Origin of the sequence: Pandoraea iniqua, from assembly GCF_902459685.1 — a bacterium.
GTDB classification, from domain to species: domain Bacteria; phylum Pseudomonadota; class Gammaproteobacteria; order Burkholderiales; family Burkholderiaceae; genus Pandoraea; species Pandoraea iniqua.
The window spans coordinates 625,357-650,207 of sequence record NZ_CABPSF010000002.1 but is presented as its reverse complement, the minus strand read 5'-3'; the positions used below and the strand labels follow the sequence as shown (position 1 = coordinate 650,207).

The following is a 24,851-nucleotide window of genomic DNA, read 5'->3' as shown; positions in this document are numbered from 1 at the left end:
GTCAGACCTCCTCGTGCGTGGCGACACCCTTCGGACCATTGCCGGGGTCATCGCCCTTGCGGGACGCATCGTACCGGCGCGCTTCCTCTTCATCCTCTTCGGTCGTCTCGTTCGGACCGGTCTTGATGTAGTGGAAGAAGCCGGCAATCGCGGTGAACGCCATCGCTGCCACGCCCAGCGGTTTCGCAATGCCCTTCCAGAAACTGACCATCGGGCTGATGCGCGGGTTGTCCGGCAGGCCGTGATACAGCGACGGCTTGTCGGCATGGTGCAGCACATACATCACGTGCGTGCCCCCCACCCCGGCCGGGTCGTACAACCCGGCATTATCGAAGCCCCGTGACTTCAGGTCTTCGATGCGCTCTTCCGCCTGATCCTTCATGGCGTCTTTGGTGCCGAACATGATCGCGCCGGTCGGGCACGTCTTCACGCACGCCGGCTCGAGCCCCACGGACACGCGGTCGGAACACAGCGTGCACTTGTACGCCTTGTGATCCTTCTGCGAGATACGCGGAATATTGAACGGACACCCGGTAATGCAATAGCCGCAGCCGATGCAGTTCTCTTCGTGAAAATCGACGATGCCGTTGGCGTACTGCACGATCGCCCCCGGCGACGGGCAGGCCTTCAGGCAGCCCGGGTCCTCGCAGTGCATGCAGCCGTCCTTGCGGATCAGCCATTCGAGGTCGCCCTTCGGGTTTTCGTACTCGGTGAAGCGCATGAGCGTCCACGAGTCCGCCGACAAGTCCCGCGGATTGTCGTACACGCCCACGTTCTCGCCGACTTCGTCACGCAGATCGTTCCACTCCATGCACGCGGTCTGGCAAGCCTTGCAGCCGATGCACTTCGAGACGTCGATCAGTTTGGCGACGTCGCCCGTGTGCGATTCACGCACCGAGGGCGACGGCAGCGTGGTCGCCGAGCGCCGTTTGATATCAAGTGATTGCAATGCCATGGCGCCTCCCTATGCCTTCTCGACCTTCACCAGGAACGACTTCACTTCCGGTGTCTGCGAGTTGCCGTCGCCGACGATCGGAGTGAGCGTATTCGCAAGGAAGCCCGGTTTGGCGACCCCCTTGAAGCCCCAGTGAATCGGAATGCCCACGTGATGGACGGTCTTGCCGTCGATCTGGAGCGCCCTCAACCGCTTGGTCACCACCGCCTTGGCCTTGATGAAGCCCCGGTTGGACGACACCTTGACCGTGTCGCCCGCCACCACCCCGACCTCCTTGGCCAGCGCTTCGCCGATTTCGACGAATTGCTCGGGCTGGATGATCGAGTTGAGCAACGCGTGCTTGGTCCAGTAGTGGAAGTGCTCGGTCAGACGATACGTCGTCGCCACATACGGGAATTTATCCGCAGTGCCCATCGTCGCCAGATCGTCCGGGAACACGCGGGCGCCCGGGTTGCTAGTGACCTTGGGGTTCTTCGGATGCAGCGGGTTGTAGCCCAGCGGCGTCTCGAACGGCTCGTAGTGCTCGGGGAACGGCCCTTCGGCCATACCCGCCTTCGCGAAGAAGCGCGCCACACCTTCGGGGTTCATGATGAACGGGCCCATGCCGCCGGCCGGATCTTCATCCACCTTGAAGTCGGGCACGTCGGCGCCCACCCACGACTTGCCGTTCCACGAAATCAGCTTGTGCTTCGGGTTGAACGGCTTGCCGGCCACGTCGGCCGAGGCGCGGTTGTACAAAATGCGCCGGTTGGCCGGCCATGCCCACGCCCAGTTCAGCGTCTGGCCGATACCGGTCGGGTCGCTATTGTCACGGCGTGCCATCTGGTTACCGGCCTGCGTCCACGATCCCGCGAAGATCCAGCAGCCCGACGACGTGCTGCCGTCGTCCTTCAACTCGGCGAAACCGGCCAATTGCTCACCGGCCTTGCGCGTAACCTTGGTCGGGTCCTTCGGATCGACCAGATCCTTGAGCGCTTTGCCGTTGTACTCCTTGGCGATTTCTTCCGGCGACGGGCTCTCAGCCTGTGCATACGGCCACGAGAGATTGACGATCGGGTCGGGGTACTTGCCGCCCTGCGTCTTGTACATCTCGCGCAGGCGCAGGAACAGGCCCGACATGATCTCGATGTCGGTGCGTGCTTCGCCCGGCGGCTCGGCGCCCTTCCAGTGCCACTGCAACCAGCGCCCGGAGTTGACGAGTGCACCGTCTTCTTCCGCGAAACAGGTGGTCGGCAGACGGAACACCTCGGTCTGGATCTTGCTCGAATCGACGTTGTTGTGTTCGCCGAAATTCTTCCAGAACTCGGACGTCTCAGTCGCGAGCGGGTCCATGATGACCAGGAACTTGAGCTGGGCCAGTGCGGAATCCCACTTGACCTTCGCCGGCGCCGCCGCAATCGGGTTGAAGCCCTGTGCGATGTAGCCGGTGATCTTGCCCTTGTTCATCAACTCCAGCACTTGCAGCAGATCGTACGGCTTGTCGAGCTTGGGCAGATAGTCGTACGCCCAGTTGTTCTCGGCCGTGGCCGCGTCGCCCCACCACGCCTTCATCAGGCTGACGTGGAACTTCGGGTAGTTCTGCCAGTAGCTGAGCTGGTTCGGACGCAGCGGTTTTTGCGTGCGGGCCGTCAGGTACTGATCGATAGACTGCTCGGCCTGCTTGGGCAAAGACATGTAGCCCGGCAGCAAGTCGGTCATCAGCCCCAGATCGGTCAGCCCCTGAATATTGGAGTGACCGCGCAACGCGTTCATGCCGCCACCCACCGCACCGATATTGCCCAGCAGCAACTGCACCATGGCACCGGTACGAATGATCTGCGAGCCGATCGAGTGCTGCGTCCATCCCAGTGCATACAGGATGGTCATCGTGCGCGTAGGCGTCGAGCACTCGGCAATCTGCTTGAAGATGTACTCGACCTTGTCGGCCGGCGTGCCGCACACCCGCTCGACCATATCGATCGTATAGCGCGAGTAGTGCTGCTTCATCAGTTGGAAGACCGTGCGCGGGTGTTGCAGCGTGGGGTCGGTGAGCACGAAGCCGTCCGCGCCCTTCTGGTAATCCCAGGAGCTGCGGTCGTAGGTGCGCTTCTCAGCGTTGTAGCCGGAGAAGAGCCCGTCTTCGAACTGGAACTCGTCTTTCACCAGGAAGGTGAAGTCGGTGTAGTTCTTGACGTATTCGTGTTGAATCTTGTCGTTCGTGAGCAGGTAGTTGATCAACCCGCCGAGGAAGACGATGTCCGTGCCGGTACGAATCGGGGCGTAATAATCTGCGACCGATGCCGAACGGTTAAAGCGCGGGTCAACGACGATCAGGCGCGCTTTGTTGTGCGCCTTCGCCTCGGTCACCCATTTGAAACCGCACGGGTGCGCCTCGGCTGCGTTGCCGCCCATGATGAGTACCAGATCCGCGTTCTTGATGTCGACCCAATGGTTCGTCATCGCTCCACGGCCAAACGTCGGGGCAAGACCTGCCACCGTCGGGCCATGTCAGACACGTGCCTGATTATCGAATCCCAGCATCCCGGTACTGCGGATGACTTTGTGAGTGAGATAACCGACTTCGTTGCTCGACGCCGACGCGGCCAGCATGCCGGTCGTGGTCCAGCGGTTGACCGTCATGCCATCGTCGGTTTTCTCGACGAAATTGGCGTCGCGGTCGGCCTTCATCAGCTTGGCGATGCGATCGAGCGCGTCGTCCCACGAGATGCGTTCCCACTTGTCGGAGCCGGGCTTGCGGTACTCGGGGTACTTGAGGCGGCTCGGACTATGGATGAAGTCGATCAGGCTGGCACCCTTCGGGCACAAGGTGCCGCGATTGACCGGGTGATCGGGATCGCCTTCGATGTGGAAAACGCTCTTCTTCGCGTTCTTGGCACCGTCGCCGTAGCTGTACATGAGGATGCCGCAAGCGACAGAACAGTACGGACAGGTATTGCGGGTCTCGGTCGCACGCGCGAGCTTGAACTGGCGAACCTCGGCCAGCGCAGCGTCGGGTGCGAACCCGAGCATTGCCAGGCTGGACCCTGCCAGCGTTGCGCCACTCACTTTGAGGAACTGGCGCCTGGACATATTAAGCATGGGGGAATTCTCCTCAAATCTTTGGAAACTTTGCGGGAGTTTGTTGAGTATAGAGCAAAGTGTTGAGCGTTTTCCGTGACTTAGCACAAACCATGCCGAAAATGTCGTTGCAGTGCACAACGTGGGAACTTCCCCAACAATTTGGTATTCTGAGCGTCACTTTGGTCACCGTCCCCCGAAGGTAATGGATACATTGCCCCCTGTAGATGATGTGACGGACCTGATCGCGTGTCCCAATTGCGACACTCTGCACCGTCGCATGGATCTGCCGCCGCACGAGACCGCCCGCTGCGTACGCTGTCACTCGGTGCTCTATCGCTCTCCCGACCTTCGCCTGTCGCGCGTGCTCGCGCTCACGGTGACGTGTCTGATCGTCTTCGCCATTGCCAACGCCTTCCCGATCGTCGAGATCGAAGTGCAAGGCATCTATACCGAGACCACGCTCATCGGCGCCGCTTGGGCGCTGTACCGAGAGGGGATGTGGCTGGTGGCGCTGCTCGTGTTCGCGACGACGGTGCTGTTTCCCCTGTCGCAACTGCTCGCGCTCGTGCACCTGATTGGGCCGCTCTCGGTTGGCCGCCGGCCGCGCGCCGTGTTTGCCGTGATGCGCGCCATCGAGTTCTGCCGCCCGTGGGGCATGATCGAAGTCTTCATGCTGGGCGTGCTGGTGTCGCTGGTGAAGCTCTCGGCCATGGCCAGCGTGTTGCCGGGCATTGCCCTGTGGGCCTTCTGCGCGCTCACCGTATTTCTCGCGATGGTGCTCTCGTACGACCTGCGCAATCTCTGGCAATTGATCGACCGCACGCCGGACCCGGCCGCCCAAGACGCCCGCGCCAAAGCCCTTGACCGTGCCCGCAACGATCGCGGGACGGTGCCCCGATGAAGTACCTCACCGCGAAAGCAGCCGGGTTGGTGGCCTGCCACGTCTGCGGCCGGCTCGCACGCGAAGTCAAAACGGTGGAAAAGGAGCGCTGCCCGCGTTGCGGCGCGGTGCTGCACCAGCGCAAGGTCGACAGTCTGGCGCGCACTTGGGCCTTGCTGATTGCGGCGGCCATCCTGTACATTCCCGCCAACCTCCTGCCCATGATGCAGACGCGCTCGCTGCTTGGTAATTCCAGCGACACCATCATGAGCGGCGTGATCTATTTCTGGACCAGCGGCGAATACGATCTGGCCATCGTGGTCTTCACGGCCAGTATTCTGGTGCCCATGCTCAAGCTCATTGCGCTGTCGCTGCTGTGCTTCACGGCGCAGCGCGGTGCCCGCTGGAAACCGCATCAACGCACGAAGCTCTATCACATGGTCGAATTCATCGGCCGCTGGTCGATGCTCGATGTTTTCGTCGTGGCGTTGATGGTCGCGCTCGTGAATATCCAGTCGCTTGCCGTGATTCAGGCCGGCCCCGGCATCGTGGCCTTCGGCTCGGTGGTGGTGCTGACCATGCTGGCCTCCATGCAGTTCGACCCGCGCCTGATCTGGGACCAGATCCGCGACGACGACACCGAACAGGACGACCATGACTGACCCGAAAGACGAGAAAAACAACAGCGACGCGAAGCAACCGCCGGCCGGTGCCGACGATTTGCCCACGCCCGCCATCGAGCGGCGCAAGCGCTGGGCACCGTCGCTCGTCTGGCTGATTCCGCTCGTCGCCGCCGTGATCGGGCTCTCGCTGGTGGCCAAAGTCATCGTCGAGCGCGGCCCGACGGTCACCATCGACTTCAAGACGGCCGAAGGCCTCGAAGCCGGCAAGACCAAGGTCAAGTTCAAGGAAGTCGACATCGGCACGGTGAAGAACATCGAGCTTTCCGACGACCTCACCTATGTGCGCGTGACGGTCGATCTCACCAAGAACGCCAAGCGCTTTGCCGTCAAGGATTCGCGCTGGTGGGTCGTGCGTCCGCGCGTGGCCGGCGGCAGTGTCTCGGGCCTTTCCACGCTGCTCTCGGGCGCTTACATCGGCGCCGACGCCGGTAAGACGAAAGACACGGCGGAGCACTTCGTCGGTCTCGAAGTGCCGCCGGTCGTCTCGAGCGGTCAGCCCGGCAAGCCGTTCATTCTGCACGCGGCCGATATCGGCTCGCTCGACATCGGCTCACCGATTTACTACCGCCGCATTCAGGTCGGGCAGGTCGAAGCTTATTCGCTCGATGCCGATGGCAAGGGCGTCACGCTGCGCGTCTTCGTGCAGGCACCTTACGATCAATATGTGGGCACCAACACGCGCTTCTGGCATGCGAGCGGCATCGATCTGCGGCTCGATTCGAGCGGCTTCCAAGTGAATACGCAGTCGCTCGCGTCGGTCGTCATCGGCGGCATCGCCTTCCAGGCACCGGCGGATGCCGGCGCTGGCGTCATGGCCAAACCGGGGCAGGAATTCCGCCTCGCGCCGGACGAATCGACCGCCATGAAGGCGCCCGACACGCATCCGGTGCGCGTGGTGTTCCGCTTCCAGCAGTCGCTGCGAGGCTTGGCAGTGGGCGCACCGATCGACTTCCGGGGCATCACGCTCGGCGAAGTCACCTCCATCGGCGTGGAATTCGATCAAGCCACCAAGCGCATCGCCATGCCGGTGACGGTCGAGCTGTATCCGGACCGCTTGCGCCGTCGCGACGCGAAGAACAACCTGCCGCAAAACGAGCTGGCGAGCCATCAGATTCTCAACGCGCTGGTGGCGCGCGGTCTGCGCGGTCAACTGCGCACGGGCAACCTGCTCACCGGCCAGTTGTACGTGGCGCTCGACTTCTTCCCGAATGTCGCGCCCGCCAAGGCCGAGGATGTCGACGGCGTACTCGTGCTGCCGACCGTGCCCAACACGCTCGACCAGTTGCAACTCCAGATTGCCGACATTGCCGGCAAGCTCGACAAGATTCCGTTCGACACCATCGGACAGAATCTCAACTCGTCGCTGGCCAAGCTCGACAAGACGCTCGACAGCGTGCAGGGGCTGTTCAAGCAGCTCGATACCGAGATCGCGCCGGAAGCCAAGGCAACGCTGGGCGAAGCGAAGAAGAGTTTCGGTGCCGCCGAGCGCACGCTGTCCGAAGACGCCCCGGTGCAGCAGGATGTGCGTCAGGCCATGCAGGAACTGACCAAGACGCTGCGCTCGCTCAACACGCTCGCCGACTATCTGCAACAGCACCCAGAAGCGCTGCTGCGCGGCAAACCGAAGGATCCGCAACCATGATGAGGCCGACCGATATGTTCCGTAGCTCCCGAAGCATGTTGGGTCGCCGCGCCGTTGCGTCGGCTGCCACCGCAACGATGGCTGGGCTGGTGCTGGCGATGGCGGGTTGTGCGTCGCCGACGCCGAGTTTCTACACGCTCGCAGGTGCAGGAGGCGCTTCAAATACGGCCAACACGGCCAGTGCGGGCAATGTGGGAACCAACGCGCCCGCAACGCCGTATGCCATTGAAGTGTCGCCGGTGGCCGTACCCGAGCAGGTCGACCGCCCGCAGATCGTCGTGACCAAGGGCGGCGGACAAGTCGATATTCTGGAAGCGTCGCGCTGGGCGGCCCCGCTCAAAAACGAGCTGACGTCGACGATCTCGCGCGGCCTGACGCAACGTCTCGGTGCGATGGATGTGTATGGGCTGCCGCGCGCTGACGGTGTGACGGTGTATCGCCTGTCCACGTCGGTGCAACGCTTCGAGTCTGCGCCCGGTGAACAGGCTGCGCTCACCGCCGTCTGGACGGTGCGCCGTGTGCCGGGTGACGTGGTGCTGACCTGCCGTTTCAATGGCACCGAGCCCGCATCAGGCGGCATTCCCGAGGTGGTCGCCGCGCAGCGCAAGCTGGTCGGCCAATTGACCGACAGCATCGGCCGCGCCATCGCAACCAGTGCACAAGGCGCGACGCCGCGCTGCGACGGGTAACACCGCCGAAGCACGCTAGAACTGAATTGCCGGGCATCGGCAACATCCGCTGCCCGGCAACTGCATCAACGCTTCACGCGTCGCTCAGACGCGCTCCCGCGCCAGATACATCGCTTCACGGCCCACGATGGGCTCACGCGTCGGCATGATGACCGTGCAGCCATCGAAAGGCGCGACAATTTGCGTGTCGCCGTCGGTCGCCACCAGTTCATCTTTGCCGAACACTTCGAACCCGACGACCGGGCGCGCGAAGCGGAACTCCGGCGTCTGCACCACGTGCGTCTCCACCAGTTCGAAACGGCGTCGCACGCTCGGTTGCGGTTCGGCGTCGCCTGCCTCACTCGCTTCAATGAGCCCGAAGTGCGTGAGGAATTTGGTCGCGGCGGCAATCGCCACTGCGGCGCTGGAAGGCTTGAAGTGTTGCCCGCACTCGATCACGACGGCCGCGCCTGCGGTTGAGGCTGCTTCGCCAAATCGCCCGAACTGGATCAACGGCGTGCCCGACCCGAGCCCCTTCGGCATGATCAGGTGCAAGCCACACACGTCGATGGCTTCGGCCAGCGCGCTGTTGCGTTGCGCATCCGGGTACACCCAGAACGGCGGGACATCGAGCGACGTCGAGTGGATATCCAGCACGTGATCTGCCGCGTCCACAAACGGGGCGAGCTCGCGCATGCGACGGATTTCCGGGCTATCCGATTCCCCTTGCAAGTACTCGTCGGACCAGATCCGGTTCAGGTTATGCACCAGTTGGCGGCTCGCGAAGGGTTTCGATTCGTCAAAGCTTTCGTAGGCTTCGACGTTGGCGAAAAGCAACGTCAACTTGCCTCGCGCCGGGCGCACGCCCCGGTCCAGCAAATGCGTCACGGCATGCATGCCGCAAAACTCGTTGCCATGCACGAGCGAACTGATCAGCAAATGCGGCCCGGGCAGCCCCGAATCGAAATGATGAACGTAATCGGTGCCCGTGTTCCCCGCCTTGTAGGCGGAGATGTCTCGATACATTGCCTTGCTGTTTTGTGTGTCCATGATGACCAGAGTGCCCGACGAATCGACGGCATTATAGGGCGCAATAGCGCGCCGCCGGGCACCGCGCCCGCCTTGCAACGCCTAGAAAATTTACGGATTGCGCAATCGATTACGAGATGTTTAAGATATTCGAGACCTTGCCCGCATCACGACGGTGCGGCGGGTCGACATAACTCGAATATCGGAGACAAGCCATGCCCACCCTTATCCGGCGCGCGATTGCGTGTGCCGCCTCTGCGCTCGCCCTCGGCGCATTCACCGCCAGCTTCGCCCCGGCCGCCCACGCAGCGGCCATTTCCGACGGCGTCGTCAAGATCGGCGTGCTCACCGACCTGTCGGGCGTGTCGAGCGATAACGCAGGCAAAGGCAGCGTGCTCGCCGCCACCATGGCCATCGACGACTTTGCCAAAGACCACAAGGTACTCGGCGCCCCCATCGAACTCGTCTCGGCCGACTCGCAAGGCAAGACCGACACGGGCGCGACCATCGCGCGCGAGTGGTACGACCGCGACAAGGTCGACATGATCACCGACCTCACCTTCTCGAACGTCGCCCTCGCCGTCGACCGCATTGCCGACGAGAAGAAAAAGATCGCCCTCGTCACGGGCGCCGGTTCGTCGGCCATCAGCAACGAGCAGTGCACGGCGCACAGCGTGCAATGGATGTACGACACCTACGCGCTGGCCAACTCCACTTCGCAGGCGCTGCTGCGCCGCGGCCTCAAGTCGTGGTACTTCATCACCGCCGACTACGCGTTCGGTCAGGCACTGGAAAAAGACGCCAGCGAAATCCTCACGCGTCAGGGCGGCAAGGTCGTCGGCTCGGTCAAGCACCCGGTCAACTCGCCCGACATGTCGTCATACCTGCTGCGCGCGCAAACCTCGGGCGCGCAGGTCATCGCACTGGCCAACTCGGGCACCGACACGCTCAACACGGTCAAGCAGGCGTCGCAGTTCAACATGATTCAGGGCAGCAAACAGGTCTTCACGCCGCTGCTCTCGCTCATTACCGAAGTGCACGGCATGGGCCTGAAGAACGCGCAGGGCATGATTCTGACCAACGGCTATTACTGGGATCAGGACGACCGTTCGCGCGGCTTCGCACAGCGCTTCTACGCGCAGCACAAAAAGATGCCGACGATGATGCAGGCGGCCGTCTACTCGGCGGTGCTCAACTATCTGAAGGCGATTCAGGCGGCCGGTACCGACGACGCAGACGCCGTCATGGCCAAGCTCAAGACGATGAAGATCGACGACCCGGTGATTCGCAACGGCCATATCCGTGCGGACGGCAAGCTCGTGCACGACATGCTGCTCGTGCAGGTCAAGACGCCGGCAGAGTCGAAGGGGGACTGGGATCTTTACAAGATTCTCGAAACGATTCCGGCCGACAAGGCATTCGCGCCACTGGCCGAATCGAAGTGCTCGCTGGTGAAGAAGTAAGCACGGCGTGACGCACGGGCAGTCATCGCTGCGGTGGCTGCCCGGGTACCGCGATCTTAGTTAGTTACTGCCCTGCCACACCGGCGACCGCCGGACGCTGCTCTTCCACACGGCGGAACACCAACGCCGAGGCCAGCGTAATCAGGCCGACGCACACGAACGTCATCCGGAAGCCGGCCACTGTGCCGCCCATGCCAAGTTCGCCCGCCTCGCCCGCCAGATGGCCGAAGAGCGCCAGCAGTTGACCGCCGATGGTCACCCCCAGCCCCAGCGCGAGCATCTGCGCCATGGAGAACAGGCCGTTGCCCGCACTGGCACGACGCGCGCCGAGATCCTTGAGCGTCACACTGTTCATGGCCGCAAACTGCATCGAGCCCGCGCCGCCGAACACGGCCAGTTGCACAATGCCCAGCCACATCGGCCAGCCCGGCCCGAACAGCGCGAAGCTCGCAATCGAGCCCCCCACCACCGCCGTATTGACCATCAGGAAACGCGTGTAGCCGTAGCGCTTGACCAGCGGCGTGACCATCCGCTTGACGACGATCCCGGCGAGCGCCATGGGCAACATCGTCAGGCCCGAGATGAGCGGGCTGTAGCCCATGCCGACCTGCAACAACAGCGGCATCAAAAACGGCACCGCACTGCTGCCGATCCGTGCGACCAGATTACCGAGCAGCCCCAGACTGAAGCTGCGCGTCTCGAAGAGCTCCAGCGGAAACAGCGGCGCAGCGCTTCGGCGCGCGTAGGGCCAGTAGCCGGCAGTCGTCGCCACGCACAGCAGCGCCAACGCCACCGACGGCGCCCAACCCGCTTGCGGGAACGGGTGATCGAGCGCCAGCGTGAACGACACCATGGCCACCGACAGCATGGCAAAGCCAATCCAGTCGAAGCCGGTCTCGATGACATCTTCCTTGGCAGGCCGCGGCAGATAGCGCCGCACCGCCAGACTGCCGATGACGCCGATGGGCACGTTGATCAGGAAGATCCAGTGCCACGACGACACCTCGACCAGCCAGCCGCCCAGCACCGGCCCCATCATCGGGCCGACCTGTCCGGCAATCGAGACGAAGGCCAGCGCGGCGAGATATTGCTCGGCGGGAAAGGTGCGCAGCACGGCCAGCCGGCCGATCGGCAGCAGCATCGAGCCGCCTGCGCCTTGCAGCACGCGCGCGACGACCAATTGCGGCAGCGTGTGCGCCATGGCGCAGCAGATCGAGCCCAATACGAAGAGAAGAATGGCGACGAAGTACACGCGGCGCGTGCCGAAGCGGTCGGCAAGCCAGCCCGACGCGGGCGTGAGCATGGCCATCGTGAGCGAGTAGGCAACCACCACGGGCTGCATGCGCAGCGGGTTCTCGCCGAGGCTGGCGGCCATGGCCGGCAGTGCCGTGTTGACGATGGTGCCGTCGAGCGCCTGCATGAAAAAGCCCGCCGCAACGATCCACAACAGGGCGGTGAGTGACTTGTCTTGCTTCATGCTGCGAGGGAGAAGGCTGGGACGGCACGCGCGATCGCGGTGCCGTCTCAAGAATTAAGCGAAAGCCGAATTCTATCGCGCCAAATCTCCCGAGCACAGGGGAAAAGACGGGGGACGTCTGTCAGGCCGTGGTGTTGACGCGCGTGCCGGTAGTCTTGCTCGGGTCCATCAACGTCTGGATTTGTGCGCGAATCGTCATCGCCTGTGCCGACAGCGTCTGCACTTCCGCCATCTTCTCTTCCGGCGGAATCGAGTCGTTGTTGCGCACGGCTTCGAGCTGCGCCATCACCTTGGCCAGCATGTCCTTGAGCTTCTGGATGGTCTGCTCGACGATGCCGTTGGCGGCCGGGGCCGCACCTCCCGCACCGCCTGCCGCGCCGGCGCCGCCGGCCGCCGCCCCGCCGATCGCCTTCGCGGCATCGCTCGCTTCGCGCACCGACTTCACCATATCGGCGTCGATCTTGCGCGAACTCGTGCCGTTGTTGTTGGCATCGGGCGTGGTGGTGGACGCCGCCGGCGCCGTGCTGCCGTCGGCGGGCTTTGCCGCCTTGTCGGAGGTGTTCGAGGCATTCGCCGTAGCGGCCACCCCGGCTTTCTGACCGGCCGCATTACCCGCAGCGGCCGCCTGTGCCGCCTGAGCCTTTTCGGCCTGCTGCGACTGGATGTGCGCTTGCCAGACGTCGAGCAGGCTGGACGTCGAGCTGTTCTTGACCGCGATGATAGTCATGGAGAGGGGGGCGCTCCGCAAAGAAGGATTGTAAGGATTCGAAAGTTATTACGGCATCCTTTGCGAATACCTTTAGCAATTCGTTATTCCCCTGCGAGATTTGGCCGTGCGTGCCGAAGCCGACCGACATGCCGCCTGCATCCCCCCTACATGACGCGGGCCCGTGCGAACACGGGCCCGGCAAGGGTTACAACAGGTTTCGGATCAGGCGCGAACCGCCCGATACCCCACATGCTCGTAATGCGCCTCGTCGGCGTCGGCATCCGTATCGTTATCCGCCCGTTCGTCGTCAGCGAGGGCTTCGAGCCGAATCGCGGCATGCACCAGCGCGATATGCGAAAAAGCCTGCGGGAAGTTGCCAACCTGACGCTTGTGGTGCGTGTCGTACTCCTCAGCAAGCAAACCCACGTCATTGCGCAAGGACAGCAACCGCTCGAACAGCTTGCGGGCGTCGCGCTGCCGGCCCAGCATCACCAGACAATCGACCATCCAGAAGCTGCACGCCAGAAACGCGCCCTCGCCCGCCGGCAAGCCGTCGTCGACTCGGCTGGTGCGGTAGCGCTGCACCAGCCCATCGCGCATCAACTCGCGCTCCACCGCTTCGACCGTGCCGATCACGCGCGGGTCGTCGGGGGGCAGAAAACCCACCAGCGGAATCATCAGGGCACTCGCATCCATCTCGTCGGAGCCATACGCCTGCATGAAGGCGTTGTGCGTCTTGTCGAAGCCATGCGTGCAGACGTCCGTGTGAATCTCCTGACATAACTTGCGCCAGTGATCGACCGGCCCCGGCAGATTGAAGCGCTCCGCCGACTTGATCGCGCGGTCGAACGCCACCCACGCCATCACCTTCGAGTAAGTGAAATGCTGGCGCCCGCCACGCACTTCCCATATGCCTTCGTCGGGCTTGCGCCAGACCGTCTCGAGATGCGCGACCAGCTTGGTCTGCACCTCCCATGTCGCGTCGTCCGGCGTCAGACCGCCAAGGCGCGCCTGATGCAGCGCGTCCATGACTTCGCCGTACACGTCGAGCTGAAGCTGGCCGACCGCGCCGTTACCCACGCGCACGGGCTTGGCACCCTCGTAGCCGGGCAGCCAGTCGACTTCCCACTCCGGCAGCCGCCGCTCACCGGACAGCCCGTACATGATCTGCACCTGCGACGGCGCGCCCGCGACGGCGCGCACCAGCCAATCACTCCAGTCGTTGGCTTCCGTGTAGTAGCCGCCGAGCATGAGCGCCTGCAACGTCAGCGTGGCGTCCCTGAGCCAGCAATAGCGGTAGTCCCAGTTACGCTCGCCACCGAGTTGTTCGGGCAGCGACGTCGTGGGCGCGGCGACCACGCCGCCCGTCGGCACGAACGTCAGCGCCTTGAGGGTGATGAGCGAACGGCGGATCGCGTCGGTCCAGCGGCCGTCCAGTTGGCAGCGGCCCGCCCACGTGCGCCAGTAGCGCTCGGTATCGGTGAGCGCCGCCAGCGGGTCGATTTCGCGCGGATCGGCGTGATGCGAGGCCACCCGCGACAACACGAATGGCACGGTCTCGCCCGCCTTCACCTGAAAACTGGCCCGCAAACTGCCCGGCACATCCTGAATGGGAACCGGTGTGCGCAATACCACCTTGTCAGGCCCCGCGATCAGGCGCATGCCCGGGCCGGTGGCGTCGTCCTTGTCCAGCGGGCGGGCCCATGGCACCGATGCGCCATAGTCGAAGCGCAGAATCAGTTCCATCGACATCGTGATCGTGCCGTGGATGCCTTTGACCAGCCGCACCAGATCGGCCGCGCCATCGCGCAATGGCATGAAATCGATGATCGACACGCAGCCTTCACACGTTTCAAAACGTGTTTCCAGAATCAGGGTGTCGTCGTGATAGCGGCGTGTGACGGTGGCTTTGGGATCGTCGGGGGCGAGTTTCCAATGCCCGTGCTCGGGACCGCCGAGCAACGCCGCAAAACAGGCGGGAGAATCGAAATATGGCCAGCAGAGCCAGTCGATCGAGCCGTCGCGCGCCACCAGCGCTGCGCTTCGGCAGTCGCCAATCATGGCGTAGTCTTCGATGCGTGCCGGCATGCTCACCTCGCGAACGTCGATACGTGAAGCCCAATGGTACGCGCGTCGTTCTCGCGCGACCACCCTCCTGCCGAACGGCCTTGGTACCGGCCCTCATGCCGGCCCTCGTGCCGCTCACACCGCCTATGAAACCTGTTGCCTGCCCTGCTCAACTGCATGCGATCAGTCATCCCTTCCCTCCTTACGGCCTTGCCGTGTGGTGAGGTTCGTCGGTGGCGCGCGTGGCGCCAATGAATGCCCGGCTAACGATCAATTCACAATCCGTTAAAGACCGACCGGCCCATCCGAGGGAAGTTCGGATCAATTTTCATCGCGACGCGAATTAGCGCCGTAATTCCACTTCATGAAAAAAACGCCGGGCACCTCGGCGGTGCACGGCGTTTCTGATGACTTCATGACTTTCTGCGTGCCCCCAAATATCAAGCCGCGGTGGCGCGCGCCGCCGCCAATGCATGAATCGCGCCTTGCGCCAGCAGGTCACGGATCTGCGCGGCGTCGTAGCCATATTCCGCGAGCACATCGAGCGTGTGTTCGCCCAGTCTCGGTGCAGGGCCGCCGGTCTGCTTGGGCGTTTCCGAGAACCGGATCGGCAGCCCGATGCTGCGCGTGGGCCCATCGAGCGGGTGCACCGTCTCCACGACCATCTCGCGCGCGACGATCTGCGGATGCACGGCGGCCTCGGAGATCGGCAACACCGGCCCGACGGGCAGCCCGACGGCGTCGAGCCGTTCGACCCACGCCTGCGTCGTGTCGCGCATCAGATACGACGTAATCCGCTCGACGAGTTCGGCACGATTCGCCGTGCGGCCGGCATTCGTCGCAAAACGCGGATCGCCGGCAATCTCGGGGGCGTCGAGCACTTGCAGCAGCCGCTCATAGTTGGCCTGATTTGCCGCGCCGATATTGATCCAGCCGTCTTTCGTGCGAAACGCCTGATACGGCGTGCTGGTCGGGTTGGCCGAGCCGAGCTTCGGTGGATTCTCGCCGCTGGCGAAGAAATTGGCCGCCGCCCAATACATCTGTTGAAACCCGGCCTCGAGCAGCGACGTGTCGACAATCTGCCCCTGCCCCGTGCGCAACCGGTGCGCATAAGCTGCGGAGATGCCAAGCGCCGCCAGAATGCCCGCATTGATGTCGGCAATCGGCGAACCCGCCTTGATGGGGGCCTGCCCCGGCTCGCCCGTCACGCTCATCAGACCCGAAAGGCCCTGCGCGATCAGATCGAATCCGCCCTTATCGGCATACGGCCCCGTGCGGCCGTACCCGGAGATTGCGCAATAGATCAGCGCCGGGTTGGCCTCGCGCAGCGTCTCATAGCCGAGACCCAGTTTCTCCATCGTGCCTTTGCGGTAGTTCTCGGTGACGACGTCGGCAGTGGCCAGCATCTTGCGCAACACTGCCTTGCCACCCTCGGTCTTGAGATTGAGCGCGATGCCGCGCTTATGGCGATTGAGCATCATGAACGATGCCGATTCGCCATGCGCGAGGATGGGCGCGAAGCGGCGCGCATCGTCGCCTTCCATCTTCTCGACTTTGATGACATCGGCGCCCATGTCGGCCAGCATCATGCCGCACACTGGGCCCGACATGATGTGCGACAACTCGATCACCTTCACGCCCTGCAACGGGCCACCCTTGGGTTGGACGGTCTCGGTCATCTCAGCGCCCCTCGAACACCGGGGCCGTCTTCGCGAGAAACGCGCGATAGCCCGCTTGAAAATCGGCCGTGCCGAAGCACGCAAAGCCCTCGTCGATCTGTGCCGGCGTCAGTGGCTTGCCACTCACCAATTCACGCACGAACCGCTTGTGCCAGCGCGCCACCAGCGGTGCACCGGCGGCAATGCGCTCGGCGCTGGCGAGGGCTTCTTCCGTCACGTTCGCATCAGCGACCACTCGGGTGACGAGGCCGATACGCTGCGCCTCCTGTGCATCGAAAATTCGCCCTTCCAGCAAGATTTCCAGCGCACGCGTGGGCCCGACCAGTCGCACCAAACCCGACAACTCCGCATGCGCCATGACCAGCCCCAGCTTATTGATCGGCGCGCCAAAGCGGCTCGACTCACCACAAATGCGCACGTCGCACGACGCGGCGATTTCCATACCGCCGCCCACGCAGATGCCGTGAATCATGGCCACGAGCGGCACCGGGCAATTGGCCAGCGCATCGAGCGTTCTGTGCATCAACGCGCCGTATGCCCGGGCCTGTTCCACATTGGCACGATCGGTCTCGAACTCGGCGATGTCGTTGCCGGGCGCGAACGACTTTTCGCCCGCACCGCGAAGCACGATGCAGCGCACGCCGGGCGCCTCGGACAGCGTAAGAATCGTGTCGCCTAACGCCTGCCACATCGGCTTGGTCAGTGCGTTGAGTTTCTCTGGACGGTTGAGCGTCACCAGCGCCACTGCGCCGCGTTGCTCGGTCAGAACGGTCGATGTCACATTGCCTCCTTCTTACGCTGGCTTGCACCCCATGTGCCGCAGCCATTTTGGTATACCAATTTTCGTTAACGATAGAAGTATTGATGTCGAACTGGCAAGTGATAACCGTAAAAATCAGGGTTAACGTGTGAATTACCGCCTGAAGCGATTGACGGAACACTTCATGCCCATCAGAATTGGCATTCCATTTTAAGAATCCACGGCCCATGGACACGTCAGCATCGCTCAACGCCACTGCTTACGAAGCGCTCAAGGCGCGCATCGTCAGCGGTGAACTACGCCCGGGCGCGCCGCTGTCCGAGCGGGCGCTGTGCGACGAACTCGCGGTATCGCGCACGCCGCTGCGCGAAGCGCTCAAGCGGCTGGCCAATGAGGGACTGGTGGAAATCTCGGAGACGCGCCGGGCCCGCGTGGCGCGCGTGAGTGTCGACGAGGTGGTGAATCTGCTCGCGGTGATGGCGGTGCTTGAGGGGCTGTCAGGCGAACAGGCTTGCGAGAAGGCGACGGACGCCGATCTTGAAGAACTCGCCCGCCTGCAAGTCGAGATGGAAGCGGCCTTTGCACGCACGGATCACGAAGCGTATTTCTCGCTCAATCAGCAAATTCACCTGCGCATCTTGCGCATCGCCGATAACGGCCCGCTGGCGGAGTACTTCCACAATCTGAACGCGCGGCTGCGGCATGTGCGTGAGCGTCTCACGCCTACGCCCGAACGCTGGCGGCAAGCCGTCGACGAGCACGCGGAAATGCTTGCGCTGATGCGCCGGCGCGACAGCAAGCGCCTGCGCACGCTCATGGAGACGCACCTGCGCAGCAAGACCGACGCTTATGTCGCGGCCATGCTCAATGAAGGACTGGTGAGTACGAGCCGCGCCGCATAAGTACGCGCCGCGCAGCTCAGGCGCGGCCTGTCAGGCGGCGGCGCGAACGTGAGCGAGCACCACGTCGCACTTGGCCATCAGATGCGCGCGCAGCAGGCGGCCGAGGGTGACGCCGTCGCGCCGATGCAGGGCGTCCAGCATGGCGTCGTGCTCTGCGATCGCACGCTCCCACTTGCCCGCATGCAGGTTCGAGCGAAAACGCAGCGCCTGCAAGCGCCGGTTCACCGCCTGATACATCTGCATGAGCGACGGATTACGCGCGGCGGCGTTGATACGTTCGTGAATGCGCCGATTGCATTCGAAGTAACCGGGCAGATCGCCGTGCGCGTGGCACACGCTCATGGTGGCGTGCAGCGCTTGAATCTCGTCGATTTCCGCCTGCGTGATGCGCTCGCAGGCCAACTCCCCCGCCAGCGCCTCGAGACCACTGAGCAGTTCGAACGCGTCGGCAATATCGCCGGCCGACAGCGTCACCACGCGGGCGCCGCGATTGGGCAGCAATTCGATCAGGCGCTCGACGGCCAGCGCCTTGAGTGCCTCGCGCAGCGGCGTGCGCGATACGCCAAGTTGTTCGCACAATGCACGCTCGTTCAGATGCGCGCCCGGGGGCAGCACCCCTTCGGTGATCATCCTGCGCAAGCGGTCCCCGACCGCCAGATGCAGCGCCTGACGGCTGATCGGCAAGTGCACGGCGGCCTCAGTCGCGGGCGGGCCATGGGACGCGTGATCCGGAAAAACATTCAACGGGACAGAGTGCATAGGCTCGGCAAGGTCGCTCGCTTTTGGAAGAATGTTATCGACACCAGGCACGGCACTTTCGTGGACGGCGGCGTAGCGCGCCAAGGACTTATTGCGACGGACTCCACGAAATATTACGAACAATTACACGAAACCGATTCTCGCAGATCGATGTCACTTTGACTACGTTGACTGTTGTTTTCGCGCGGTAGGCATCACGTTCGCTGCACTGCGCCATTGGCGTTGAATTATGTATACGATTCGTCTGTCTGACACACCGGTGTTTGCCCGACCTACGGGCATCGCCCGCCCCATATTCCGGAGACCTGCTTCATGCCCGACACCCACGATACGCAAGCTGCCGTCGAGTCCCTCGCCCGTTTGTTGGCGGATACGCGCCGTGGCGACACGCCCATCGATTCGCCCGCGGCCGAGTTGCGCCCTGTCGACGCCAACGGCGCTTACGCCGTGCAATTGCGCACGCTCGACCTGCTCGGCGAGACGATTACCGCTTGGAAGGTGGGCGCCAAGGCACCGACCGATCTGCCGAACTGCGCACCGATTCCCGCATCTGTCGTCAGTGAGGCGGGAGGCGCGCTGGCGCTGAACGATTTCTTCCGTCCGGGTCTGGAGCTGGAAATTGCGTTCCGGCTCTCGCGCGATATCAAACCGGGCCGCTACGACGAGCGCGACATCTTCATGCACGTGGGCGAGACGCTGGTGACCATCGAAATCACCGATAGCCGCTATGCTGCGGCGGGTCTCGATTCGCGTTTCGTGCTCGCCGATTTGCAGAACAACGGCGCATTGGTGATCGGCAGCGGCCGTGAGTACGCCGCATCGCTCAACTACGATTCGCCGAAAGTGACGTTCACACTCGACGGCAACAACATCGCCCCTGCCCGTACACGCAACCCGGCAGGCGACCCGCGCGCGCTGCTCACGTGGCTCGTCAATCACAACGGCAAGCGCGGCATCACGATGCGCGCCGGTGCCGTGATTACGTGCGGCTCATATGTCGGCATGATTCCCGCCAACAGCGCCGGCGTGTTGCGCGGCACCATCGACGGGATCGGTGAAGCATCGGTCACGTTGCGCTGAGTTTCCCGAGATTTGTCAGGAGTCCGCCATGCCGTCTGCCGCTGAACTCGTCACGTCGCTGGGGCTACAGCCGCATCCGGAAGGCGGCCACTATCGCGAAACCTACCGCGCCGCAGACACCGTGGCGGCGCAGGCACTGCCGCCCGGCTTCTCGGGTGCGCGCAACATTTCCACGGCGATTTTTTATTTGCTCGAGGCCGGCGATTTCTCCGCGTTCCATCGGATTCGCAGCGACGAGATCTGGCATTTCCATCTCGGCGGCACGCTCTGGATTCACGAGATCGACCCGGCGGGCAAGTTGACGACGACATGCCTCGGTGCCGATGTGGTGAACGGCGAGCAGCTTCAGCACGTGGTGCCTGCCGGGCATTGGTTCGCGGCGCAGCCCGCGCCGTCGACGAGCTACTCGCTGGTCGGGTGTACCGTCGCCCCCGGGTTCGCGTTCGAGGACTTTGAGATGGCCGACCCGGCAACGCTCGCCGCACAATGGCCGGCGCACCGCGCGCTGATCGAACGCCTTGGGCGTGGTGCGCCTGCGTGATCTCAGTGCTGTGCGGTGCGCCCGTCGGCGCCCGCCAGCATCTTCGGCGCAAGCAATGCAATCGGCACGATGCACAGCAGGCCCGCAGCCAATGCCACCGGCAGACTGATACCGTGTGCGATCGCCCCGATCAGCACCGGCCCCACGAGCAGACCGAGATAAGCGAGACGTGCCATCACGGCAATCGCTTCGGCGCTTGCCATGCCCGCGCCGCGTGCCACTTCCCCCGACGCCGCAAACATCACCGGCATCACGTTCGACAGGCCCAGTCCGGCCAGCGCAAAACCGGCCACGGCCGCCGCAGGTTCGCGCCAGACCAGCGCCAGCATCACCCCACCGACACACAACAAGCTGCTCACACGCAACAGACGAGCGCCGCCCATACGCGCACGCACCGGGTCGCCGCCGAAGCGTCCGCCCGCCATGCCGAGTGAGAACGCCGCATAGCCCGCGCCGATCCATGCGCCTTGTGCAGCCACTACCTCGCGCATGTAGACGGCCGTCCAGTCGTACATCGCGCCCTCCACCACCAACCCGAGAAACGCGAGAATGCCGAAGCCGGTCAGGCGGCGATGCAGCTTGCGGCGCGACATGTCGTCGAGCGCGGGCGGCGGGACGTCGTTACGCGACGAAACCGCCGACGATGCCGCCACCGGCGCCTCGCCCGGCAACATGTCGGGCTGCATGAAACGCGCACCGACCACCATCACGACAGCGCAGCCGATCGCCGCCAGACCGACATGCCACTGCGGCGAACCCTGATGCGCGAGCCATGCGCCGCCCACGAGTGCGCCCGACATCCCGCCCAGACTGAAACACCCGTGCAGCGAGGCCATGATCGGCTTGCGGTAGCGCGCCTCCAGCGTGGCGGCCTGTGCATTCACGGCGACGTCATACGTGGCGTTCGCGGCGCCATACAACGCGAGCCAGCCCACAAGGCCCCAGTAGTTCGGCATCGACAGAATGAACGCGCCGGTCACAGCAAGCGCCATGCCCGACACAAGGCTGGCGCGCTGGCTGCCCGCGCGGCCGATCCAGCGGGCCATGCGCGACATCGTGACGATGGCCCCGCCCGCGATGGCGAACATCGCCACCGACAAGCTGGCATCGTTCAGATCGAACATCGCCTTGACCGTGGGCACGTGCACGCCCCACGTCGCATAGAGAAAACCGCTGCAAAACAGTAATGCCATCGTCGCCGCGCGCGCAGGCCAAAAGCCCGTGCGTGGCTTCGCAGATGTTGAAGTCATGGGAGTCTTGAAACTTGGGGGGGACACGGCGCAGTTGCCTGCCATGTCATGACGAGAAGAGAGATCGTCAGGCCGTCGGCGGGTTGCGCGACCTGCGAATAAAAGGAATTCTAGCGCAACCTCGATGACATTGCAGTGAACCGCCCCGGCAATGCCACGGCGTCCGAAGCATCGACGTTGCACGGAAAAAAGCTGGCCGCCGCGACGCGCCGGTCAAGTACGCGGGCGGCAGCCAGACAGGGGAAATAGATCAGTGCGAGTTCAGTGCGGGTTCAGTGCGGATGCTGTGCCGGTGTCGCGCGGATTCAATGCTGCATGCAACGAATACGCGCCCGATGATCAGCGGGGAAATTCCTGCCGCTCGGCGGGTTGCGTCGGCGCCGGCACCGCCATGGCCAGATCGCCAAGCATCACGGGTTTGAGTGGTGCACGGATGCGGTAATAACCTACGTCCGCCACCGCGCGCCCTTGCGCTTGTGCGAGCAGTTCTGCCACTGTCAGGCCGCACAGGCGTCCCTGACAAGGCCCCATCCCGCAGCGTGAGAATGACTTCGTCTGGTTCGGGCCCACGCATCCCAGCGCCGCCATGCGCCGCACGTCGCCTGCCGTCACCTCTTCGCAGCGGCACACCACGGTGTCGTCGTCGGCAGGCCGGCGCATGGCATCGGACGGGCGATAGTACGCATCGAAAAACGGCCGGATCGCCGTATGACGAGCGAGATCGCGCCGCAACGAAAACGCCGCCGAATCTCTACGCGACGTGTCGATGCGGCCAAGCGCATGCGCCGCCTGCAAGGCAGCCAGCCGCCCCGAAGGTTCCGCGGCGCGCGCCCCGGCAATACCACCGCCATCGCCCGCCACGAAGATGCGCGGCACGCTCGACTCACCCCACGCATCGGTGCGCGGCACCCAGCAGAGCTGTGCGTCGTGCCACACGTGCTCACAACCGATCGAGCGCGTGATCTGCGTGTTGGGCACCACGCCGTGATGCAACAGGATCAGCGGCGTGTCGATGCGCTTCGGTGCGCCGTCCGCGCCAGCCACACGGTATTCGATGGCTTCCGCCCGGTCGCCGCCCGCGCTGCCGAGCACGCGCAGGGCTTCGACATCCGTCACATGCTCGACGCCTGCCGCCCGGATCGCGCGTAGCAGTTTGATGCCTTTGGCGAGATAACCGGGTGCACGCAACGCGCCGCCAAGATGACGTAAAGCATCGCGTCGGGCACAGCGTTGTGTCGTATCGAGAATTGCGCGCACGGGGACGCCAGCGCGCAATAACTGCCACGCGAACAGGTAGAGCAACGGCCCGCAACCCGCGAGCACGGCACCGTGTTGCGGCGCGAGCGCCGCCGACTTGAGCAGCGTTTGCGCGGCCCCCACGCCCATCACGCCGGGCAGCGTCCAGCCGGGAATCGGGAACGGACGCTCCATCGCGCCGCCCGCCAGCACAATCGCCTGCGCGTCGATCTGCCACGTGCCCGCGCCTTCGCGGGTCGCAAACACACGCCGATCCTGACCGATTTGCCATACCAGCGTGCGCGGCCAATACGCGATATCCGCGTCTTCGAACGCCTGCACGAGCGTGCGGCCGTACAGATAATCTTCGCCGAGCAACGCAGGGTCAGCCAGTGGCGACGCGCTGACATTGCGATAGATCTGCCCGCCCGGCAGCGGGTTTTCATCGATCACCAGCGGCGTGAGGCCGTGGCGCTTCGCTTCCAGCGCGGCCGCCAGCCCCGCGGGGCCCGCGCCGACAACGAGCAGGTCAACCGTCTTCACCGTCATGCCAGTTCCCTCGCCCCTTGCATGCGGCGCACGCGCATGCCGTCGCGCACGGGCGTCATGCAGCCTTGCCGATTCGGCACGCCGTCGATTTCCACCAGACAGTCGAAACACACGCCCATCAGGCAATACGGCGCGCGTGGCGCGCCCGTCACGGGCGTGGTGCGGCAAACGGTGTCGCCTGCGGCGAGCATGGCAGCCGCCACGTTGGCACCGGCCGGGGCATCGTACGGCGTGCCGTCGATGACGATGCGCACCGTCGCGCCATCGCGGCGCGCGAGCGACTTAAACAGCGAATCGCTGGGCATGGAATGGCTCCAGAAGGTCAGGACGCTCGCCGCCCATGATCCACGGCACGATCGTGTCGCAGTGCGCAGCGGCCAGCGTCACGCCGCTATGGCAGGTCGTGAGAAACGCGCCGGGACAGTCGCGCGACGCTTCGTAAATCGGCAGGCCGTCAGATGTCATGACGCGCAGCGCCCCCCACGCCCGCACAACGCGCACATTGCGTAGCAGCGGAAACGGCGAGATGGCGCGGCGCGCAATGTCAGCGATGACATCGGGGGTCACACCGTCGTCGAAGCCCACGTCTTCCGCCGAGTCGCCCAGCATGACCGAGCCCTCGACGGTCTGGCGGACATAGATCGTGGGGTTCGACAGGAACGGCGCGACGCGCTCCGTCACGAGAATCTGCCCGCGCATCGGGCGCACCGGTGCCGACAAGCCGACCATCGGGGCGAGATCGCGATTGGCGAGACCTGCCGCGAGCACGACGCGTCCTGCATCGAGCGTACGGCCGCCTTCGATGTCGAGCCGGAACGCACCGGCACGCGGCGTGATGTTCGTCACACGCGCGTTCGGCACATAGGTGCCGCCCGCCTGCGCGAAGGCAGCAAAGAGCGCGCGCAAGGTGTAGAGCGGACTGACGTGACCATCGTGCGGCGAGTAGATCGCCCCGGCGACATGCTCGCCAATCGCGAGGATGCGTTCGGCGAGCGCGTCGTGATCGAGCACGTCGTAGGTCAGCGCAGGCTCGCTGGTTTTGAGCTGCTGCATGACGGCGGTCTTGGCCGCCAGTTCCTGCGCCGTCTCGGCGATGTTGAAGCCACCCGGACGCTCGAAGCCGACCGACACACCCGTGCGGGCTTCCAGTTCGTCGGCGAACGCTTGCCAGCGATTGGCAGAGTGCAACGACCAGCGGGCATACGGCGGGCAACTCGCGCCCTTGCCCTGCACCCACACGAGGCCGAAGTTGCCACGCGCGGCGCGCAGCGCATCGTCGGCACCGTCGAGCACGACGACCGACTCGCCACGCCGGGCCAGCCCGTACGCGATGGCCATGCCGACCAGCCCGCCGCCAATGACGGCAATCTCGCTTGTCTTTTGCATCGATGGGGGAACGTCCGCTAATGCAGGCAAAGCCGGCAACGCCGGATGTTATGGCTTACCGCTGCTGCGATATTTC

21 protein-coding genes are annotated in these 24,851 nt (G+C 64.1%); 8 read left to right on the top strand and 13 right to left on the bottom strand.

Annotation, left to right across the window (positions count from 1 at the left end; genetic code table 11):
• Window position 1 precedes the first annotated feature (1 nt).
• Both fdxH and fdnG read right to left on the bottom strand, forming a co-directional pair.
• Window positions 2-955 (bottom strand): formate dehydrogenase subunit beta, encoded by a 954-nt coding sequence (gene fdxH / locus PIN31009_RS08605; protein WP_150683833.1) that lies wholly within the window; start codon window positions 953-955, stop codon window positions 2-4.
• Between the two features lie 9 nt (window positions 956-964).
• Complete coding sequence (fdnG, locus tag PIN31009_RS08600; RefSeq protein ID WP_150683832.1) at window positions 965-4,033, bottom strand: formate dehydrogenase-N subunit alpha; 3,069 nt, start codon at window positions 4,031-4,033, stop codon at window positions 965-967.
• A gap of 259 nt (window positions 4,034-4,292) precedes the next feature.
• Between fdnG and PIN31009_RS08595 the strand changes: the two genes are divergently transcribed.
• From PIN31009_RS08595 to PIN31009_RS08580, 4 genes are read left to right on the top strand one after another with little or no spacing between them, the layout of a single operon-like run.
• Window positions 4,293-4,916: a paraquat-inducible protein A gene (locus tag PIN31009_RS08595; RefSeq protein ID WP_246185566.1), complete on the top strand. Its 624-nt coding sequence runs from the start codon at window positions 4,293-4,295 to the stop codon at window positions 4,914-4,916.
• Window positions 4,913-5,557, top strand: a complete 645-nt coding sequence (locus PIN31009_RS08590; RefSeq protein ID WP_058379608.1) for a paraquat-inducible protein A — start codon at window positions 4,913-4,915, stop codon at window positions 5,555-5,557. The genes PIN31009_RS08595 and PIN31009_RS08590 overlap by 4 nt, the downstream gene beginning before the upstream one ends.
• The gene (locus PIN31009_RS08585; protein ID WP_150683831.1) at window positions 5,550-7,220 is read left to right on the top strand and encodes a PqiB family protein; all 1,671 of its coding nucleotides are present in this window, start codon (window positions 5,550-5,552) and stop codon (window positions 7,218-7,220) included. The genes PIN31009_RS08590 and PIN31009_RS08585 overlap by 8 nt, the downstream gene beginning before the upstream one ends.
• A 35-nt stretch (window positions 7,221-7,255) precedes the next feature.
• Window positions 7,256-7,909, top strand: coding sequence for a PqiC family protein (locus PIN31009_RS08580; RefSeq protein ID WP_174997046.1), 654 nt, complete (start codon window positions 7,256-7,258; stop codon window positions 7,907-7,909).
• A gap of 84 nt (window positions 7,910-7,993) precedes the next feature.
• On the opposite strand, the gene PIN31009_RS08575 is transcribed toward PIN31009_RS08580, so the two are convergent.
• The gene (locus PIN31009_RS08575) at window positions 7,994-8,938 is read right to left on the bottom strand and encodes a M14 family metallopeptidase (protein ID WP_150789946.1); all 945 of its coding nucleotides are present in this window, start codon (window positions 8,936-8,938) and stop codon (window positions 7,994-7,996) included.
• 194 nt (window positions 8,939-9,132) lie between these two features.
• On the opposite strand from PIN31009_RS08575, the gene PIN31009_RS08570 reads away from it, so the two are divergent.
• A complete protein-coding gene (locus PIN31009_RS08570) occupies window positions 9,133-10,380 on the top strand; it encodes an ABC transporter substrate-binding protein (protein ID WP_150683828.1) in 1,248 nt (415 codons plus the stop codon).
• A 64-nt stretch (window positions 10,381-10,444) separates the two neighbouring features.
• On the opposite strand, the gene mdtD is transcribed toward PIN31009_RS08570, so the two are convergent.
• The 5 genes from mdtD to PIN31009_RS08540 form a co-directional block, all read right to left on the bottom strand.
• The gene (gene mdtD / locus PIN31009_RS08565; RefSeq protein ID WP_150683827.1) at window positions 10,445-11,857 is read right to left on the bottom strand and encodes a multidrug transporter subunit MdtD; all 1,413 of its coding nucleotides are present in this window, start codon (window positions 11,855-11,857) and stop codon (window positions 10,445-10,447) included.
• Between the two features lie 121 nt (window positions 11,858-11,978).
• Window positions 11,979-12,584 (bottom strand): FlxA-like family protein, encoded by a 606-nt coding sequence (locus PIN31009_RS27865; protein ID WP_174997045.1) that lies wholly within the window; start codon window positions 12,582-12,584, stop codon window positions 11,979-11,981.
• Window positions 12,585-12,788: 204 nt separating this feature from the next.
• Entirely contained in the window at window positions 12,789-14,654 is a 1,866-nt protein-coding gene (locus tag PIN31009_RS08550) for a glycoside hydrolase family 15 protein (RefSeq protein ID WP_150789945.1), read from the bottom strand.
• Between the two features lie 419 nt (window positions 14,655-15,073).
• Window positions 15,074-16,312 (bottom strand): CaiB/BaiF CoA transferase family protein, encoded by a 1,239-nt coding sequence (locus PIN31009_RS08545; RefSeq protein WP_150789944.1) that lies wholly within the window; start codon window positions 16,310-16,312, stop codon window positions 15,074-15,076.
• A 1-nt stretch (window position 16,313) separates the two neighbouring features.
• Window positions 16,314-17,093, bottom strand: a complete 780-nt coding sequence (locus PIN31009_RS08540; protein WP_150789943.1) for an enoyl-CoA hydratase/isomerase family protein — start codon at window positions 17,091-17,093, stop codon at window positions 16,314-16,316.
• A 206-nt stretch (window positions 17,094-17,299) separates the two neighbouring features.
• Between PIN31009_RS08540 and PIN31009_RS08535 the strand changes: the two genes are divergently transcribed.
• Entirely contained in the window at window positions 17,300-17,974 is a 675-nt protein-coding gene (locus tag PIN31009_RS08535; protein ID WP_150789942.1) for a GntR family transcriptional regulator, read from the top strand.
• Window positions 17,975-18,004: 30 nt separating this feature from the next.
• Here PIN31009_RS08535 and PIN31009_RS08530 read toward each other — a convergent pair whose 3' ends face one another.
• A complete protein-coding gene (locus tag PIN31009_RS08530) occupies window positions 18,005-18,664 on the bottom strand; it encodes a GntR family transcriptional regulator (protein WP_343039028.1) in 660 nt (219 codons plus the stop codon).
• Window positions 18,665-19,045: 381 nt separating this feature from the next.
• Between PIN31009_RS08530 and PIN31009_RS08525 the strand changes: the two genes are divergently transcribed.
• The gene (locus tag PIN31009_RS08525) at window positions 19,046-19,813 is read left to right on the top strand and encodes a 2-keto-4-pentenoate hydratase (protein WP_150789941.1); all 768 of its coding nucleotides are present in this window, start codon (window positions 19,046-19,048) and stop codon (window positions 19,811-19,813) included.
• A gap of 28 nt (window positions 19,814-19,841) precedes the next feature.
• Window positions 19,842-20,354: a cupin domain-containing protein gene (locus tag PIN31009_RS08520; RefSeq protein WP_150789940.1), complete on the top strand. Its 513-nt coding sequence runs from the start codon at window positions 19,842-19,844 to the stop codon at window positions 20,352-20,354.
• 2 nt (window positions 20,355-20,356) lie between these two features.
• Here PIN31009_RS08520 and PIN31009_RS08515 read toward each other — a convergent pair whose 3' ends face one another.
• From PIN31009_RS08515 to PIN31009_RS08500, 4 genes are all read right to left on the bottom strand, one after another.
• A complete protein-coding gene (locus tag PIN31009_RS08515; protein WP_174997043.1) occupies window positions 20,357-21,604 on the bottom strand; it encodes an MFS transporter in 1,248 nt (415 codons plus the stop codon).
• Window positions 21,605-21,943: 339 nt separating this feature from the next.
• The gene (locus PIN31009_RS08510) at window positions 21,944-23,389 is read right to left on the bottom strand and encodes an FAD/NAD(P)-dependent oxidoreductase (protein WP_150789938.1); all 1,446 of its coding nucleotides are present in this window, start codon (window positions 23,387-23,389) and stop codon (window positions 21,944-21,946) included.
• Window positions 23,386-23,694 carry a (2Fe-2S)-binding protein gene (locus PIN31009_RS08505; RefSeq protein ID WP_150683816.1) on the bottom strand — a complete coding sequence of 103 codons (309 nt, stop codon included), beginning with the start codon at window positions 23,692-23,694 and terminating at the stop codon, window positions 23,386-23,388. Before PIN31009_RS08505 ends, PIN31009_RS08510 begins: the two co-directional genes overlap by 4 nt.
• Window positions 23,672-24,775, bottom strand: a complete 1,104-nt coding sequence (locus PIN31009_RS08500) for an NAD(P)/FAD-dependent oxidoreductase (RefSeq protein WP_150789937.1) — start codon at window positions 24,773-24,775, stop codon at window positions 23,672-23,674. The genes PIN31009_RS08505 and PIN31009_RS08500 overlap by 23 nt, the downstream gene beginning before the upstream one ends.
• Window positions 24,776-24,851 lie beyond the last annotated feature (76 nt).